We start from the raw sequence: 17,260 nt of genomic DNA, 5'->3' as shown, positions 1-17,260 counted from the left end.
GTCTAATTATCATTACTGTGTCTTCTTTCGTAATCTCGTTGCGCTTGTGATTTTCTCACATAATCTGGACTAAGAGTGTAATAGCTATCAAATGTCTCAGTTTTATTTGCCAAGTCACAAATCGACCTTGTAATACAATTATTCAACGAAGAATTTGCAAGGTGGAAGTTCTTCTTAGATTTGATTTCATCTAAGAAAGAATACACTCCATCTCCCACGAAAATATATTCCTTATCATCGTCAAGTTGTTTAACCAAATCTTCAAAATAAATCAAATCATCATCCATCAAACGTTCTAATTTTGAATCGTTAGCGAACATCGAGTAGTAAACTCTCCCACCTCTTGCATCCAAAATAGGAATAATAATTTTGTCAGTGCTAATCATATTAGCCAAAGCTTCCAAGGTAGATATGCCGACGATTTTTTTATCGAAAACTTGTGCAAAAGTCTTTGCAGTGGTCATTCCAATTCTAAGACCAGTAAAAGATCCAGGTCCCTTGCACACCGCAAACACGTCCACATCTTCAATATCTGTATCTAATTTTTCAAGCATTTGCTCAATCATCAAAACCAAAGTTTCGCTGTGAGTTTTCTTTTGATTTATATTATAATCTCCAACGATTAGTCCATCTTCCATCAAAGAACAAGAGCTAATCATAGTTGAAGTATCAATCGCTAAAATTTTCATTTAATTCCTCTATAATTTCTTTTTCTCTTTTGTTGTTCCCGTCAATTCTAATTTTTCTAGAAACATCACCAGTTTTTTCAATGTAAATTTCAATTAAATTTCTAGGCATATAAGACTGTGCTTTACTTGCCCATTCAATGATAGTAATTCCTTCTGGATACAACAACTCATCTATATCTAAGGATTCTATCTCCATCTCATCTTCTAATCTATACAAATCAATATGATTTAAATCAACATCACCGTAGTATGTATTTACCAATGAAAAAGTTGGACTGGTTACATTTTCTTCAATCCCAAAACTTTTAGCAATAGATTTAGTAAGAGTAGTTTTTCCAGCTCCCAAATCACCAATCAAAGATATAACATCTTGTTTTTTTAAAACTTTTGCAAAAAGTTGTCCGAATTTTTCAGTATCTTTTAAATCATTTAAAATATATTCCATAAATATCACCAAATAAATTATATCACAACTGAACAACAACAAAAATGACCCATTATCTTAGATTAATGAGTCATTGTATATTTTATGAATTTTTACATGTATGTTATTGATTATTTTTTCAAAAATCTTGAAATTGGCTTGTAAAGTGCGATTGTAACTGCAGATACGATGATACCTTTTACAATGTTAAATGGCACGATACTGAAAAGCACGAACATCAACGGAGTTCCTGCCAATGAATTTACTTTTGCAAACTCTTTTGTAAAATCAACCAAATTAATTCCGTACAATGGGAAAATTACAAAATAGTTAGAAATACAAGCAACTACTGTGTACGCCAATACACCAAAAACTAATCCAGTGATTGCTGATTTTTTGCTTTTTCCTTTGTTGTAGATTGAACTTGCTACAACAACGAATACTGATGATAATATAAAGTTAGATAATTCCCCAACTCCACCAGTAGTTGTTCCGTTAATTATAAAGTTCAACAAAATCTTAACTGCAGAAGTTAACACACCTGCTACAGGTCCTAGTGCAAATCCTGAAATTAATACTCCCAAATCTCCTATGTCCACTGTCATAAATGGTGGTGCAAATGGTAGAGGGAATTTAAAAATCATAAGCAATGCACTTATTGCCCCTAAAATACTGATTTTCACCATAGTTTGAGTACTAGAATTTTTTCTTGTGGTTTCCATAACCTACCTCCTAAGATTTTCAAGGGCAAATAAAAAAGCCCTTATATTTAGGGCTAAATGTTAATTATTACATTTACTTCTTTCGTCCAGACTTTACTGTCGGTATTGGAATTACACCAATTCATGCATAATGCTCGCGGACTATAACCGCCGGTGAGGAAATCAACCTCGCCCTGAAGTAACTTCATTATACCACTAAGTATATTTTTTGTAAACTTTTGCTATTAAGTATTTTTATTTTTGGGTATACTATTATTGAGGTGATTTTATGAACATAACAAAAGAATTAATGAGTTTTATCGATAACAGTCCATCTGTTTTTCACGTTATCGATAATTTTAAAAAAACACTAACAGAAAACGGGTTTACTGAATTAAAATTTAAAGATAATTGGAAAATCGAAAATGGCAAAGGATATTTTGTAACAAATAACGATTCATCAATTATCGCTTTTAAAGGAAGTTCTGATTTCGATAATATCAGATTGATTGGGTCTCATTCAGACAGCCCAACTTTTAGAATAAAACCAAATTCTATCGTAAACAAAGACGGATTTTTGACTTTAAACACTGAAGTTTACGGTGGACCAATACTAAGCACATGGTTCGACCGTCCATTGTCTGTAGCTGGTAGAGTTGTTTTGAAATCAGATAATCCATTCAAACCAGAAATCAAACACATTAACGTAGATAAGAATTTGTTGATAATTCCTAACGTTGCAATCCACATGAATAGAGATGTAAATAACGGATACAAATTCAATGCACAAAAGGACACTTTGCCACTTTTAGCATTATCAGAAAAAGATTCAAAGATTTCTTTCGAAGAAATTTTAGCGAGAAATACCGGAATAAATTCAGAAGATATTTTAGATTTTGATTTGTTCTTATACGACAGACAAAAAGGAGAATTTGTCGGAGAAAATGACGAATTTTATTCAGTTGGAAGAATTGATAACTTGGGAATGGCTTTTAATTCTATCAAATCCTTAATAGATTCCGACGTTACAAACACATTAGCCTTAGCTATGGTTTTTGATAACGAAGAAATCGGATCTTCTACAAAACAAGGAGCAGGAAGTACACTTCTAAGCGATTGCTTCAAAAAAATAGTCGAAGATAACAGCAAAAACTTCTACGAAGTATTGCACAATTCTTATCTAATAAGCGCTGACCAAGCACACAGCTTGCATCCAAATTACACAGAAATGGCAGATCCTACTAACAGACCACTAATCAACAATGGCCCTGTTATAAAATATGCGGCAAATGGAGCATATACTTCTGACGCAGTTAGCTCATCAATATTTAAAAAATTATGCTTAGATAAAAATATACCTTGTCAAGAATTCACAAATAGATCAGACAAGAGAGGTGGATCTACAATTGGACCAATCACTGTATCTAACTTGGACATTCAATCTATAGACATTGGAAATGCAATTTTGTCAATGCACTCAGTAAGAGAATTAGGCGGATGCAAAGATAACGAATATATCTACGAATTATTTAAATATTACTACGAATATTAAAGTAATGTAAATAAAAAGTAAAAAATTTTAAAATCTTAATAAAACGGAGGTAAAATGAGATATTTGAAATTATTTTGTTTTATCTCCGTTTATTTTGTTATAAACAGATTTGTATTAAACCGAAATCTATCGTATACTAATAAAGTACTTGAGATAAGCAAGTAATAAAAACGTCGGGGTGTAGCGCAGTCCGGTAGCGCACGTGGTTTGGGACCATGGGGCCGGGGGTTCAAATCCTCTCACCCCGACCATAATCACAAATTATATTTGTGATTTTATTGTTTCCTTTTGTTATTGATATTATGAAAAAATACATCTGTTTTATACAGATGTATTTTTTTTGCTCATTTTTAAGCAAAATAAAAAACGTAGGACAAATTTACATTCATCCTACGAATTCATTACATATTTTTAATCAACACAACTACACTGTGTGCAGCCTTTTTTGTTTTTTCTTCCAAATTATTATAAAATTCATCATCTGCATCATCGTCTGCAAAATCAGACAAGCTTCTTATAACCAAGAACTTCACATTATTTAGATAGCAGGTATGAGCAATGGAGCATCCCTCCATTTCCGTTCCCAACGCGTGATATTTTTCGAATAATTCTTCTTGTTTTTCAGTAGTTGATATAAACTGATCTCCTGTTACAATAAGACCTATTCTGTGTTTTAGGTTTTCTTGAGTCATTATTTCGTCTAATTTTTTCAAAGTTTCACTATCAGCTTCAAAAGTATCAGTGTATGGGATGTTGTCGCTGAAAATATCCACATTTATATCGTGATATTTTAGTTTATCTGCAAGTATCACCTCATCAAAAGTAAGTGATTTGTCCAATCCACCGCACACACCACAATTTATAACCAAATCAGGATTGTACATATCGATAATTCTTTGTGTTAGAGCTGCTGAGTTCACTTTTCCAATTCCACAAACACAATTTATAATTTTCTTGTCTTCAAATTCTGAAACAAATATTTCATAGTGATTGAACTTATCTGTTTTGACTGGCTTAAATTGTTCTCTGAAATACTCTTGTTCACTTTCTAATGCTGAAATAATCGCTATTGTTCTCATATCAACTCACATCTTTCTTCTATTAAATCTTTTAATTCAATAGCTTTTTTCTCTAAATATTCTTGGTTTTCTCCCTCAATCATAACTCTAATCAAAGGCTCAGTTCCCGAAGGTCTAATCAAAACTCTGCCTTCATCTTTGAATTCATGTTCAAGCTCAGCTATTTTTTGATTAATGACTTCATCATCTTTGTACACTTTTTTGTATTCGTTATTGACTTTTGCATTCACCAAAACTTGTGGGAAACTTGTCATCAAGTTATTCATTTCTGATAGTTTTTGTTTTGATTTCACAGCTATTTCTGCTAATTTAATCGCCGACAATATTCCATCACCAGTAGTATTATCTTCTATAAAAATAATGTGTCCTGATTGTTCTCCACCTATAATGTAGCCATTTTTTCTCATTTCTTCAAGAACGTATCTGTCACCAACTTGTGTTTTGATAACATCTACTCCAATTTCTTTCAAGCTTTTGATAAGACCGATATTAGTCATAACAGTTCCCACAACCGCATTGTTTTTAAGTTTGTTGTTTTCTTTTAAGAAATGTCCAACTGCACAAATAGCATGGTCTCCGTCCATTATTTCACCAGTTTCATCACAAGCAATCAATCTATCACCGTCGCCATCAAATGAAAATCCCATGTCAGATTCAGAAATTTTTACCAAATTACTTATAACCTCAGGATTTGTTGAGCCACATTTGAAGTTGATGTTTTTCCCATCGTATTCAGTATTTGTAACAGTTACATCGGCGTTTAATCTATTGAAAATAATTGGTGCGATTTCAGAAGTCGCTCCAAAACCACAATCCAAGCTCACCTTCACACCAGTCAAATCCAAATCAACCCTGCTCAAAAGATAATTGATATATGTATCCTTTGCACATTCTTCTTCATAAACTCTGCCTACTTTTTCTCCTGTAATTTTAACGTTGATTTCATCTTGATGATCAATCAAATATTCGATTTCTTCTTCAAGACTATCTTTTAATTTGAAACCTTCATTCGAAAAATATTTTATTCCATTAAATTCGTAAGGATTATGGCTTGCAGAAATTACAATTCCACAACAAGCATTATAAAATCTAGTCAAATACGCTACAGCAGGTGTAGGAATCACACCTAATCTGTACACATCAAAACCCATGCTAGTAATTCCACTAATCAAAGCCGCTTCCAACATATCCCCAGAAATTCTAGTATCTTTTCCTATAACAATTAATTTATTATCTACATCTTTTAATTTATAACAAGCTGCTCTCGCAAGTTTATAAGCTAATTCAACAGTTAAATCTTCTCCCGCAACGCCTCTTATGCCGTCAGTTCCGAAATATTTTCCCATCAATATCCCCCTCATATTTTTATAATCTAATTATAACACATAATGTAAAAATCAATTAAAATGTACATTTTTTGCAAACAAAAAGCGAGTGTAAACTCGCTTTTATATAAACATAAAACTTGTAATCGGTAACAAGAACAATGTATTTATTATTAAAGTTTTAAAATTTTCAGTTTTATACGAAAAGTACACACCAATAAATGATGTGATTGGCAATGAGAAAAATACAACTTGGCTCAGTAATTTTGGCAAATCCGGCGATGTTTCAGCTACTCTTTGCATATAAAATGAAATTACTGTTAGAATTATACCTAGTATAATTGTTATTATTGGGATTTTGTTTTTAGTTTTCATATTATTTTTCCAGAACAACTGTTGCTGTGATTCTTCCGTTTGAGCCTTCTGCAAGGACTATTGATTGCGGTAAATCCAATGTTACATCTACAGTGTTTTCTCCCTCTTTAAAATCTTTTAAATCTATTGCTTTGGTTGTTATATTTGAATGTGATTTTATAATATCATCTTGACCTTTTATCTTGATTGTTGGTCTACTAAATGTAACTTTCTTGACTTTCAACCCGTCTGGAATATTAGTCACAACTGGTTTGATTTCAACATCTTTTTTAAGCAATACATCGATTATTACTTTGCAGCTTTCAGATGATTTTGTCAAGTATGATCTTGTAGTGTCGTCTTTTAAGCTTAGATTAATCGGTAAATCTAAGTTGATATCCTTGTCAATATTTGATTGATCAATTTTGACTGATGCGTAATCAATTGAGTTGAGATACGTCTTAGCTCCAGATACTTTTATATCTTTTGGATCTAATTTAATAGAATCAATTTCGACATTTCCCTGCAAATCTCCTACTTTCATTATTCTTATAGGAAATTTAACAGTATCAACTGTTTCTGTTTTCACCAAAATAGTTTCGTCAGATTGATCTGCTACGTTAACTCCTTGAGGAAGGCTTACCTCTACGGGTAATGTTTCAGAATCAACTTTTATAGATTTAACATCTACAAAAGCTTTTATTTCCGAATTTTTCATTTTAGTGATTGTGTTTCTTCTTCCTTCCACACGCATAGATATTGTAGGAGTTTTCGGTGATATTATCACTCTTCCATTTTCTCTTAACTTATCTACGCCACGATATTCAACGTTTACTACTGGAATATCTTTTGTTACTACAGGGTTTTTATTTCCCATTACAAAAGACCACAAAAATATCGCCAAAAAAAGACAGACTATTTTGATTATAAGATTGTTTGAATAAAATCCTTTGAAGTCAATATTTTTTAAGTATGAACTATTCTTTAATTTATCTTTCATCTTCTATTTCCTTTCTGTTGAAAATATAAGAATCTTGATCATTGTATAATTTTGTCAGAATCTTTGTTAGAGTTGGTTCATCAACGTATCTGTTGATTTTACCGTGTTCAGCTATTGAAATACCACCTGTTTCTTCTGAAACTATAAGTGCCAAACAATCACTTTTTTCACTCATTCCTATAGCTGCCCTGTGTCTTGTTCCCAATTCTTTAGATATGGATTGTTCTGTGGACAATGGCAAAAAACATGCCGCCGCTTTGATAGTATCATTTTTGATTACAACCGCACCATCATGAAGTGGAGTATTAGGTATGAATATATTTATCAAAAGTTCGCTAGAAATCGCAGAATTTAAAACTGTGCCTGTTTCTACAACGTCTCCAAGACCTGTACTTCTCTCGAAAATAATCAATGCACCAATTTTTTGTCTTGAAAGTGAAAATACAGCGTGTACAATTTCTTCCACGCACTTATCCACTTTTTCTCCTCTGATATCCGCAAATGATTTGGTCAAAATATTACTTCTACCTATTGTTTCCAAAATTTTTCTAAGTTCAGGCTGAAATACCACTATTATCATGATGGCCAAAGCCGTCATCATGTTCTCCAAAACCCAGTTTACAGTGTATAATTTCAACGAATCACTAATTTTTACAAAAATAAATATGATTACAAGTCCTTTTACGAGTTGTTCAGCTCTTGTTTCTTTTATCATCATATATAGTTTGTAAATACAGACCGCAACTATAGCGATATCTATGATATCCAAAAATCTTAGTGTATTGATCATATTAAAAAATTTATCCAAAAAAACCAAATTAATCATTCCCATCTATGCTTCTTTAATTATATGATACCATAAATTATCACCAATTTTTTGCAAAATTAAACGATAAAAGCGCCGTTTATTCGTAAAAACATTTTCACACTCTATTTTAATAATCTAATCCGTTTTCAATTAATTCGCTTAATTTTTCAAGTGCTGATTGCTCATCTTCACCATCGCATCTTAAAATAAGCTCACATCCTTTGTGCGCTGATAATGACAAAATGCTTATAATACTTTTAGCACTGTATGTTTTATTGTCTTTTATGAATTCAATATTAGAATTGTATTTTACTGCTTCATTCAAAAATTTGGATGCAGCTCTTGCGTGAAGTCCTATCTCGTTTGTTATACAAACCTTTTTCTCTACCATAATTTCCTCCAGATTTTAAAAATATAAGCCGGTATTACCCGGCTTATATCAAAAAATTAATATTCTATGAATTTTTCGGATTTGCATCCGCAAATTGGACACGCATCGATTTTTTCAAATCCTATGTATCCACAAACTGGGCATAGTAATATTTCTTCTACTTCTAAGTCTTTTCCACCGTCAACAAATTCTTTTGCTTTTCCGAATCTTTCAGCGTGAACTTTTTCTGCTTCTACAGCAAATCTCATAGCTCTTACTGCTTCTTTTTCTTCTTGCATTTCAGCTACTTCGATGAATGATGGATACATTTCAGTTGCTTCGAAGATTTCTCCGTTTCTAGCTCCTTCTAAGTTTTCAGAAGTGCTTCCAATTCCGAAACCAGCCATGCTAGTTACTGCGAAATCACCGTGAACATCTTTTAATGCATCAAAGTGTAATGCAGCGTGGATTTTTTCAGCGTCAGCTGTAGCGTTGAACAATCTTGCAACATTTTTAAAACCGTCTTTTTCAGCTTTATTCCCCCAAATGTTGTATCTGTTTCTTGCTTGAGATTCTCCTCCGAATGCTGATTGTAAATTTGTTTGTGTCATCATTTTCATATCAAAATACCCCCTATTTTATTTTATACATATATTATACCACATCGTTAACAAGCAATGAATACAATTTGTAATAATTACAATTTTATCTCATTCTGCTAACAATTACTTTTCTTCTCAAATCTTGATGAGAATCACTGTCTTCTTTTAATTTATCCATCCACATTAATGATTTACCAGTTCCCCTAACAACTGCCGTGATTGGACCATCTACAATCCTAGCGTTCACACCAATTCTTTCAGAAATTAATTTATCCAATCCTTTCAGTAGACATCCACCGCCACTCATAATGATTCCTCTTTCGTAAACATCCGCCGCTAATTCAGCTGGAGTTTGTTCCAAAACTTCTTGAACAGTGTCTACAATTTTATCTATTGGCTTTTTCAATGCAACTGAAATATCTTTTGACGAAACGTAGATGTGCATTGGTAATCCATTTACCAGATTTCTACCTTTGATTTCGTACAACTCTCCATCATCTCTAGGATATGCACTGCCTACATTTATTTTAACTTTTTCTGCAGTAGATTCCCCAATTATCATATTGTATTTTGTTTGGACAAAATCTTGAATTTTTTTGTCAAACTCATCGCCTGCAACAGGAATTGATTTATTAATTACAATTCCTCCCATAGAAATCACTGCCACATCTGTTGTTCCTCCACCGATATCTACAACTATATTACCTCTTGCATCTGTTACATCAATTCCAGAGCCTATAGCTGCTGCTAACGGTTCTTCTATTAGATATGTGTTGTACGCTCCAGCGTATTTTGAAGCTTGAATGACAGCTCTTCTTTGAACTTGTGTGATTTGACTTGGAACACAAATCAAAACTTCTGGTCTGATTAGTGATTTGCCTAAAGTTTTTCTGAGCAAATAAGAAATGATTTTTTCTGTTGAATTAAAATCTGCAACCACGCCATCCTTTAGTGGTTTTTTGGCGACAATATTTCCTGGAGTTCTCCCCAAAATTTTCTTAGCATCTTTTCCAACAGATATTATTTTGGAATTAAAACTATTCATCGCCACAACTGAAGGTTCATTTAATACGACACCTTTATTTGGCAAATACACAAGAACAGACGCAGTTCCCAAATCTATTGCTATTTTTCTTCGAAAATTCATATTATCACCTATAAAGCTTTTTTATTTAATATGCAGACACTGTTAGCTGTAATGCCTTCACATCTGCCTTCAAAGCCAAGTTGTTCTGTTGTAGTTGCCTTGACTGAAATGTTAAAAGTATTAGTGTGCAAATCTTGTGCAATATTTTCACGCATTGTATCAATGTAATCTCTAAGTTTAGGTTTTTGGCAAGAAATCGTAGAATCAATATTTCCAACTTCATAACCCATATCATCCATGATTTCAAAAACTTTCCTAAGCAAAACTCTAGAATCAATGTCTTTGTATTTCATATCAGTGTCTGGAAATAATTTGCCGATATCTCCCAAACAAAGTGCACCACAGATCGAATCCATTATAGCGTGAATCAAAACATCTGCATCACTGTGACCTAAAAGTCCCTTGTCATGTGGAATTTCAACTCCGCCTAATATTAATTTTCTATTTTCAACAAGTTTATGTACATCTAACCCAAAACCTATTCTCATTCGTTTTCTCTCTTTCTAGCAATTAGCTCTCCAAATAGCAAATCCTCTTGCGTTGTTATTTTGATGTTTGAATAATCGCCCTTAATTATTTTAACTTTTTTACCGACGATTTCAAGTAAAGATGAATCGTCTGTCACATTTATTTTTTCGTCGAATACTAATTTGTATGCATCTTTGATAGACTTATACTTGAAAACTTGTGGAGTTTGCGCCATATACAAGTGTGATCTATTAGGAGTGTTAACAACTCTCATATCATCATCAACGTATTTAATAGTATCTTTGGCTCCAACGCTTACCACAAGCCCATCATAATCGCCGATAGATTCGATGGCTTCAAGTATTTTTTCACGTCTAATAAACGGTCTTGCTGCATCATGGCTTATTATCAAATCACAATTTTCATTTACTTTATTCAAGCCATTGTATGTAGATTTTTCTCTTGTGTCTCCACCGATAGCGATTACGATATCTCTGTAATTTTTATCTTTTATAAAATTTCGTACAAATTCTTCGTCTTCTTCTCTAATTACAAGAATGAATTCCTTGATTTCGTCGATTGATTGGAACACATCCAAAGTCATCTCCAAAATCATTTTGTCTTTTATTTTCAAAAATTGTTTTGGAATTTTTTTATTCATTCTTTGAGAGGATCCAGCCGCAGTTATAATAGCTGAAATATATTTATCCATATAACACCTCATTATTATTATATCAAAAAATCAATTTAATTAAAAAGATTTGCCATTGCAATAAAAAAGAGAACTACACAAATAGTTCTCTAATAAGTTCAAATAATAAATAAAATATATAACTACTAATCTTTTCCCTCAGATTTCTTTGCAAAAATCATTTTTCCTGCAGAAGTTTGAAGAACACTTGTAACAGTACACTCAATAACCTGTCCCAAATATTTTTTGCCATCTTCAACTACAATCATGGTACCATCGTCTAAGTAACCTATACCTTGATTGTTTTCACGTCCTTCTTTGATGATTGACACATTAATCGGCTCACCCGCTACGAAAACAGGCCTCATAGCATTTGCCAAATCATTTATGTTGAACACGAAAACTTCCTGCAAGTCTGCGACCTTATTCAAATTATAATCGTTCGTAAGTAAATTTGCATTCAATTCTTCTGACATTTTCACAAGCATTGAATCGACTTTGTCAATATTAGGATATCTTTTATCAACCACTTTAACCTTGTCCTTGTACTCAGTTTGCATAGTTTTTAAAATATCCAATCCACGTCTTCCTTTTTGTCTTCTCAAATAATTATCCGAATCTGCGATATGTTGAAGTTCTTCGATGACAAATATTGGAATTATTAAATTTCCTTCCAAAAATCCCGTCTTCAATATATCGATAATTCTACCGTCAATAATAGTGGAAGTGTCTACGATTTTAGGTCTAACTTTGCTATCTTTGCTTGAAAATTTGAGATTTGGTTTTTCTTTGGTTTTGATTCTTTCAAAAAAAGCAAGAAAATCATCATGATAATTAAGAGCAAGCTTTGCTCCCAAAAACCCCATTCCAATATAGAACACTATCTCCAAAATAACCGTCAACACAGTTCCTATCCCTGGAATATTTAATTTTAACAACGGTTGCGATATCAAAAATGCTAGTATAAGCCCTACCACAAGACCAATTGTCCCTATAACAATATCAACCAGAGAGAACTTTTTAAGAGAATCTTCAATAGATTCTATCAATTTTAATTCTACTGATATGAATTTCGGAGCCAAAGCATAAAATATAAATCCAAATACGACTGCCGCTACAATCATAGCGACTATCTTAATAATAACACTAGTTGATTTTTCAATAAAATTATTGAAAATAACATTAGTAAATATAATTCCTAAAATAGCTCCGATGATAGATATCAGTATTGACATCCCTCGTCTGAACAAAATATTTCTCCTTTCACAAATATTTTAATCTAAATCGATTAATTCGTTCACCATACTTTCAGCTTCTGATGGTTTAATATTCAAACCACTTGCTATTTCGCTAATAAGCATTTTTCTGGAGGTATTAAGTACTTTCTTTTCAATCATGGATAGGCCTTTTGAATAATCTAGTTCATACAAACCCTTATACACAATAGCAGTTTCTTTTATATCTCCCGTTCTCAATTTTTCGAGATTTTCTTTGTACCTTTTATTCCAATTTGAAGGAAAATCAACTTCGCTATTCTTTAAAATATCTCTTAAAGAATGAATAGTTTCTTCTTCTGCAACAAATCTTATTCCCATATCATTTATCTTATCTACAGGTATCGAGATTTTCATTTCCCCCATTGGCATTTTCAAAATATAATAATCTTTTTTAACTCCCAAGACCTCTTTATTTTGTACTTCGGTAATTATGCCTGCACCGTGCATAGGATAAACAATCTTATCGCCTATTTTAAACATACTATCACCTCACCTTATATTATAGCTTAATCACAAACTTAATTCAATAACAAAACTTTTTATTATATCATATCTTATGTATTTGTCAATCAAAAAAGACGATGAAATTCATCGCCTTCATTAATCGTAGTAATAATATTTAATTAATTTAAAATTGTAACTCTAACAGTTCTTCTTCCCCAATTATTACTTTGAGATTTTGAACCAAATACTAAGTCGATTCTATTTCCTTTAATAGCTCCACCAGTATCTTCTGCTCTAGCGTATCCATAACCTTCAATGTACAATCTAGTTCCTAATGGAATAACTCTAGGATCCACAGCTGCCACACCATATCTAATTGCCGTTCCCATTGCAGTTGTAGAATATCCACCATTTTCTGCAGGATCTGAAGTATAAGCAGTAGATCTCATTGTGATGGTTCTTCCTGAAACATTTTGAGGAGCTGATTGTGCTTGTTGTTTTTCCTTCTTAGCTCTTTCTTCTTGTTCTTTTTTTCTTTTTTCTGCAAGTTTTTGAGCTTGGATTTTTCTTTCTTTTGCTAATCTCTTATCTCTGTCTTCTGGAGATTCCTTTGTTGTATTCTTTGCAGCAATGTAAGCAGTTCTTCCAAAATAAGTAATTCTTAAATTATCTTCATCGATATGACCCTTGATTTCTGAGTCTTTGTCGATTACTCCCAATTCTTTTGCTTCTTTTTCTTTTGAATCGAAAACTTTAGTTTCTTCGTTAACCCATCCTTCAAATTTGTTTGGATCTGGTTTAACTTCTTTTTCTGACAAATATGATTTGAAAATAAAACCTTCGAATTTTTTGTCATCTCTTGTGAAATTTACTTTCGCAAAAACTTCTCCGATTTTTTCAACTTTTACATTGTCACCTTGTTCCAATACTTCGATTATTTTACTATGTTCATTTTCTTCCTTAAACAAATCTGTATCATCATTTATCCAATATTTTTTTAATTGTATATTTTCACTTGATTTTTGTTCTACTTTAACATTATTTAAATCTTTTGCTTGTGAATTTGATGGTACAAATGCTAATAAACTTGTCATAACGACAACCGAAGAATTTAAAATTAACTTTCTAAAATTCATTTGTATCTCCTCTTTCTTTTTTAGATTTTTTGTGTTTATTTTTTACTACCCGGCTATTTTATTAAACCCAGAAAAATAATTCAAGAAAAAGGAACATATTTTTGCCCATTTAAACGATATTTGTTTTCATTAGAACTCTTTGTATCTATTCGCTCAAATTTTAAAATTGTTAAATGCTTGAAAATTAAGGGTTACAAAAAGGTTACAGCAAATTTTAATTTCATTTGTTAATTGAGTACAACAGTCTAAAATATTACATTTTTGTAATATTTGAAGTGCTTTTGACTAGATTTAGAAAAAATTGTCATTATAAAACCAAAAAATCCCCATGAAAGTTATTCAAAACAAGAAATTTTGAATTACAATCATGAGGACTATGTCATATATTATTCAATTAAAAACATTGATGTTCTATAATTCTCCCAATTCCTTTTTCAATTCATACACTAATTTATTCTCTAGTTTTTCCACATCCATTACGAAATTCATCAATCCGCCGAATAATGATTTGTTGTGAAGTTTCATATCAACATCCACAAAACTTCCTGAACTTGTATCTCCAAAATCAAAATTCAAATATCCATCTATGCTTTTGGAGTTTAAATCGATGTACATTTTTTCGTTTTCAACGATTTCTTTTATAGTGTAGGTCATTGTAACTCCCAAGTTATCTATTACGTACTGATTTTCAGCTCCTGTTGGTTTTGAATTGTCTAATAATCTATCTTTTATCGTTTGGAAAACTCTACTTTTATCCGACTTGAATTCTTCTCTTTTCTTTAGTTCACCCATTGATGATTTCCACCTTTCTTTTTATTATTTCGTCTAATTTTTCTGAATAATCTTTTAAATTTTTGTAGTTTGTGTATTTTATTATATCATCTTTTATGATTTTAGAATTAGCAGTCATTCCAAATCCTATTATGCTTTCTAATTCTTCATTGATTACGATATTGTATCTGGAAGGAATATCTCTGCAATAGCCGATATTTTCCATGTTATTCAGAATATTTTTCTGACGATATAAATAATACGGACGGTAATTATTTTGAAATGTCCATTTTTTTATCAATTGCATTTGTTTCTCAGCAATATTTTCTGCAAAATTTCCCTTGTCGTATTGTTGCGAGTACTTACTTCCATTTTTTATCGACAGTGTATGAAAAGTTATATTATCAGGTTGTAGCTGTCTTAGAATTTCGAGGTTTTTTTCTGTATTGTTCACATCATCGTACAATAATCCCAGTATGAAATCCATATTTATCACAAATTCCAAGTTTTTGGCTTGAGTGTACAAATCAAGTAAGTTCTCATTATTTTGAATCCTTCCCATAGCGTTCAGTGCTTTTTCGTTAAAAGTTTGTGGGTTCAAGCTAATTCTTGTCACGTTGTACTTTTTTAACAATTTTAGCTTGTCAAAGTCCAAGCTATCTTCTCGTCCAGCTTCAAATGTGTATTCAACCAAGTTTTCTGACACAAAACAGTTTTCAATAACTTTCAATAATTTTTCTAGCATTGTGTAGTCTAAACTAGTCGGAGTTCCACCTCCAACATAAATTGTTTTGATTTTGTATTTGTCGATACTTTTTGAGACTTCGGTTATTTCTTTTAATAGATACCCCAAGTATTCTTCTCTTCTGTCGTTATTTTTGTAAACAATAGTAGGAAAAGAGCAATAATCGCATCTGCTTAGGCAAAAAGGAATATTGATGTAAATGTTGTAGTTTTTCTCATCAAAATCTAAGCTAGACTGAACTTCGTCTATATCTCTAAGTAATTTCAAATTCTCATCATTAATTAAATACATTTGTTTTAATTCTTCGTCTGTATGATTTTTCAAAATCTTAGAGGGTTTCGTTCCAGTTAATATTCCCCAATCATTTGTATAATTGTATCTTCTTGAAAATATGCTATAGAGTATTCTTTTTAATTCTAATCTTGTAGTAAATGGATAAGTTTTCTCTTTTCTCACGTAATCTTTTCCTACGACAAAATCACTTTCAGCAAATTCTAGATTTTGTTTGGAGTCAAATATCGTAAAAATATCTATGCACTCTTTTTGATATCTTTTGTCTTCTAATTGTATTTTCATATGCTTAAATTAAATAATCCGGCATTTACTGTATAAAAATGCCGGGTATATTTTATAAATCGTCTTCTATTATCGCTGACTTAGAATAAGCTGATGGTTTTGCTTCGAAGAAATCTGTCTTGATTTTATTTGGGTCAGAATATTCGCTTACCCATTTCATTGAAGGGATTTCTCTCTCATAACCTGGATAGATAACTCCAAAACCAAGTCCTGTTGATCTCAAATTACCCAAGTATTTGATGTAATCTTCAACCATTTTGATAGACAACCCTTGGATTTTTTCACCGATAACGTATTTTGCCCATTCAATTTCAGCTTCTGAACCTTGTTTTATCATTTCTTTGTATTGTGCATTTTTTTCTTCAGTAAATAATTCTGGACGTTCTTTTTTCAAGTCTAAAATCATAGATCTGAACAACCATAAGTGAGTATTTTCATCTCTGTTGATGTATCTGATTTCTTGTACAGTTCCTGGCATTTTGCCCATTCTTCCCAAATTATAGAAGAACATAAATCCAGAATAGAAATAAATTCCTTCCAAGATATAATTTGCGATGAGAGCTTTCATGAAGTTTCGTTCGCTTTTTTCTTCAAAAAAGTCGTTATATTGATCTCCAATAAATCTATTTCTTTCTAACAAAAACTCATCATCTTTCCATTGATACAATATGTCTGTTCTTTCTTCTGGAGAACAAATCGTATCCAAAATATAACTGTAAGATTGTGAGTGAATAGATTCTTGGAATGCTTGAATGGACAAGCACAAGTTTATTTCATTAGCAGTGATGTATGCTTCTAGGTTTGGAAGTTGTGCAGTTTGTAAACTATCCAAGTAAATCAAAAACGATAAAATCTTGTCGTAAGCAATCTTTTCGTCTTCCGATAAATTTCTGTAATCTTTGATATCTTGATTCAAGTTGATTTCTTCTGGAATCCAGAAGTTATTCATAGCTTGTCTGTACCATTCACTTGTCCAAGAGTACTTTATGTTGTTAAAATCGTTCAAATTAGTAGTATTGCCATTAATTATTTTTCTCTTTGATAATTCAATATCTCCGTGTTCATTAAATAAACCACGTTTTTGTAATTCGTCCATTGCTC

20 protein-coding genes, 1 tRNA gene and 1 riboswitch are annotated in these 17,260 nt (G+C 31.8%); of the genes, 2 read left to right on the top strand and 19 right to left on the bottom strand.

What is annotated here, in order from left to right:
- Nucleotides 1-2 precede the first annotated feature (2 nt).
- The 3 genes from tsaB to GKG01_RS03775 form a co-directional block, all read right to left on the bottom strand.
- On the bottom strand, nucleotides 3-689 hold the full coding sequence (gene tsaB / locus GKG01_RS03785) for a tRNA (adenosine(37)-N6)-threonylcarbamoyltransferase complex dimerization subunit type 1 TsaB (protein WP_094203990.1): 687 nt from the start codon (nucleotides 687-689) through the stop codon (nucleotides 3-5).
- Nucleotides 670-1,134: a tRNA (adenosine(37)-N6)-threonylcarbamoyltransferase complex ATPase subunit type 1 TsaE gene (gene tsaE / locus GKG01_RS03780; protein WP_094203991.1), complete on the bottom strand. Its 465-nt coding sequence runs from the start codon at nucleotides 1,132-1,134 to the stop codon at nucleotides 670-672. Before tsaE ends, tsaB begins: the two co-directional genes overlap by 20 nt.
- A 110-nt stretch (nucleotides 1,135-1,244) precedes the next feature.
- Nucleotides 1,245-1,835 (bottom strand): ECF transporter S component, encoded by a 591-nt coding sequence (locus GKG01_RS03775; RefSeq protein ID WP_094203992.1) that lies wholly within the window; start codon nucleotides 1,833-1,835, stop codon nucleotides 1,245-1,247.
- A gap of 70 nt (nucleotides 1,836-1,905) precedes the next feature.
- A riboswitch (FMN riboswitch) is annotated at nucleotides 1,906-2,020 on the bottom strand.
- An 83-nt stretch (nucleotides 2,021-2,103) separates the two neighbouring features.
- Between GKG01_RS03775 and GKG01_RS03770 the strand changes: the two genes are divergently transcribed.
- Nucleotides 2,104-3,366, top strand: coding sequence for a M18 family aminopeptidase (locus GKG01_RS03770; RefSeq protein WP_094223698.1), 1,263 nt, complete (start codon nucleotides 2,104-2,106; stop codon nucleotides 3,364-3,366).
- A 174-nt stretch (nucleotides 3,367-3,540) separates the two neighbouring features.
- A tRNA-Pro gene (locus tag GKG01_RS03765) sits at nucleotides 3,541-3,617 on the top strand.
- 150 nt (nucleotides 3,618-3,767) lie between these two features.
- Here the strand turns inward: GKG01_RS03765 and GKG01_RS03760 are convergent.
- From GKG01_RS03760 to GKG01_RS03685, 16 genes are all read right to left on the bottom strand, one after another.
- On the bottom strand, nucleotides 3,768-4,445 hold the full coding sequence (locus GKG01_RS03760) for a 5'-methylthioadenosine/adenosylhomocysteine nucleosidase (protein ID WP_094203994.1): 678 nt from the start codon (nucleotides 4,443-4,445) through the stop codon (nucleotides 3,768-3,770).
- Nucleotides 4,442-5,791, bottom strand: a complete 1,350-nt coding sequence (glmM, locus tag GKG01_RS03755) for a phosphoglucosamine mutase (RefSeq protein WP_094203995.1) — start codon at nucleotides 5,789-5,791, stop codon at nucleotides 4,442-4,444. Before glmM ends, GKG01_RS03760 begins: the two co-directional genes overlap by 4 nt.
- A 102-nt stretch (nucleotides 5,792-5,893) precedes the next feature.
- On the bottom strand, nucleotides 5,894-6,145 hold the full coding sequence (locus tag GKG01_RS03750; RefSeq protein ID WP_148131322.1) for a hypothetical protein: 252 nt from the start codon (nucleotides 6,143-6,145) through the stop codon (nucleotides 5,894-5,896).
- 1 nt (nucleotide 6,146) lies between these two features.
- On the bottom strand, nucleotides 6,147-7,124 hold the full coding sequence (locus GKG01_RS03745; RefSeq protein ID WP_154271547.1) for a CdaR family protein: 978 nt from the start codon (nucleotides 7,122-7,124) through the stop codon (nucleotides 6,147-6,149).
- Nucleotides 7,114-7,956, bottom strand: a complete 843-nt coding sequence (gene cdaA, locus GKG01_RS03740) for a diadenylate cyclase CdaA (protein WP_094206064.1) — start codon at nucleotides 7,954-7,956, stop codon at nucleotides 7,114-7,116. The genes GKG01_RS03745 and cdaA overlap by 11 nt, the downstream gene beginning before the upstream one ends.
- Before the next feature lie 103 nt (nucleotides 7,957-8,059).
- Complete coding sequence (locus GKG01_RS03735) at nucleotides 8,060-8,323, bottom strand: HPr family phosphocarrier protein (protein ID WP_094223703.1); 264 nt, start codon at nucleotides 8,321-8,323, stop codon at nucleotides 8,060-8,062.
- A gap of 56 nt (nucleotides 8,324-8,379) precedes the next feature.
- The gene (locus tag GKG01_RS03730; RefSeq protein ID WP_154271546.1) at nucleotides 8,380-8,922 is read right to left on the bottom strand and encodes a ferritin family protein; all 543 of its coding nucleotides are present in this window, start codon (nucleotides 8,920-8,922) and stop codon (nucleotides 8,380-8,382) included.
- Between the two features lie 85 nt (nucleotides 8,923-9,007).
- The gene (locus GKG01_RS03725) at nucleotides 9,008-10,051 is read right to left on the bottom strand and encodes a rod shape-determining protein (RefSeq protein WP_094206067.1); all 1,044 of its coding nucleotides are present in this window, start codon (nucleotides 10,049-10,051) and stop codon (nucleotides 9,008-9,010) included.
- Nucleotides 10,052-10,059: 8 nt separating this feature from the next.
- On the bottom strand, nucleotides 10,060-10,539 hold the full coding sequence (gene ispF / locus GKG01_RS03720) for a 2-C-methyl-D-erythritol 2,4-cyclodiphosphate synthase (RefSeq protein ID WP_094207461.1): 480 nt from the start codon (nucleotides 10,537-10,539) through the stop codon (nucleotides 10,060-10,062).
- Complete coding sequence (gene ispD / locus GKG01_RS03715) at nucleotides 10,536-11,231, bottom strand: 2-C-methyl-D-erythritol 4-phosphate cytidylyltransferase (RefSeq protein ID WP_094207462.1); 696 nt, start codon at nucleotides 11,229-11,231, stop codon at nucleotides 10,536-10,538. Before ispD ends, ispF begins: the two co-directional genes overlap by 4 nt.
- Nucleotides 11,232-11,356: 125 nt before the next feature.
- The gene (locus tag GKG01_RS03710) at nucleotides 11,357-12,460 is read right to left on the bottom strand and encodes a PIN domain-containing protein (RefSeq protein WP_154271545.1); all 1,104 of its coding nucleotides are present in this window, start codon (nucleotides 12,458-12,460) and stop codon (nucleotides 11,357-11,359) included.
- Between the two features lie 24 nt (nucleotides 12,461-12,484).
- The gene (locus tag GKG01_RS03705) at nucleotides 12,485-12,967 is read right to left on the bottom strand and encodes a CarD family transcriptional regulator (RefSeq protein WP_094207464.1); all 483 of its coding nucleotides are present in this window, start codon (nucleotides 12,965-12,967) and stop codon (nucleotides 12,485-12,487) included.
- Between the two features lie 143 nt (nucleotides 12,968-13,110).
- On the bottom strand, nucleotides 13,111-14,067 hold the full coding sequence (locus GKG01_RS03700; protein WP_154271544.1) for a 3D domain-containing protein: 957 nt from the start codon (nucleotides 14,065-14,067) through the stop codon (nucleotides 13,111-13,113).
- Nucleotides 14,068-14,478: 411 nt separating this feature from the next.
- On the bottom strand, nucleotides 14,479-14,859 hold the full coding sequence (locus GKG01_RS03695) for a hypothetical protein (RefSeq protein WP_154271543.1): 381 nt from the start codon (nucleotides 14,857-14,859) through the stop codon (nucleotides 14,479-14,481).
- Nucleotides 14,852-16,159, bottom strand: a complete 1,308-nt coding sequence (locus GKG01_RS03690) for a coproporphyrinogen III oxidase (protein WP_154271542.1) — start codon at nucleotides 16,157-16,159, stop codon at nucleotides 14,852-14,854. Before GKG01_RS03690 ends, GKG01_RS03695 begins: the two co-directional genes overlap by 8 nt.
- Nucleotides 16,160-16,211: 52 nt before the next feature.
- Nucleotides 16,212-17,255 carry a ribonucleotide-diphosphate reductase subunit beta gene (locus GKG01_RS03685; protein ID WP_035109109.1) on the bottom strand — a complete coding sequence of 348 codons (1,044 nt, stop codon included), beginning with the start codon at nucleotides 17,253-17,255 and terminating at the stop codon, nucleotides 16,212-16,214.
- Between the last annotated feature and the right edge of the window lie 5 nt (nucleotides 17,256-17,260).

This window comes from Finegoldia sp. BIOML-A4, from assembly GCF_009679635.1.
Taxonomy (GTDB): domain Bacteria; phylum Bacillota; class Clostridia; order Tissierellales; family Peptoniphilaceae; genus Finegoldia; species Finegoldia magna.
Note: the sequence above shows the minus strand (reverse complement) of the source record. Positions and strands in the feature narration are given on the sequence as shown.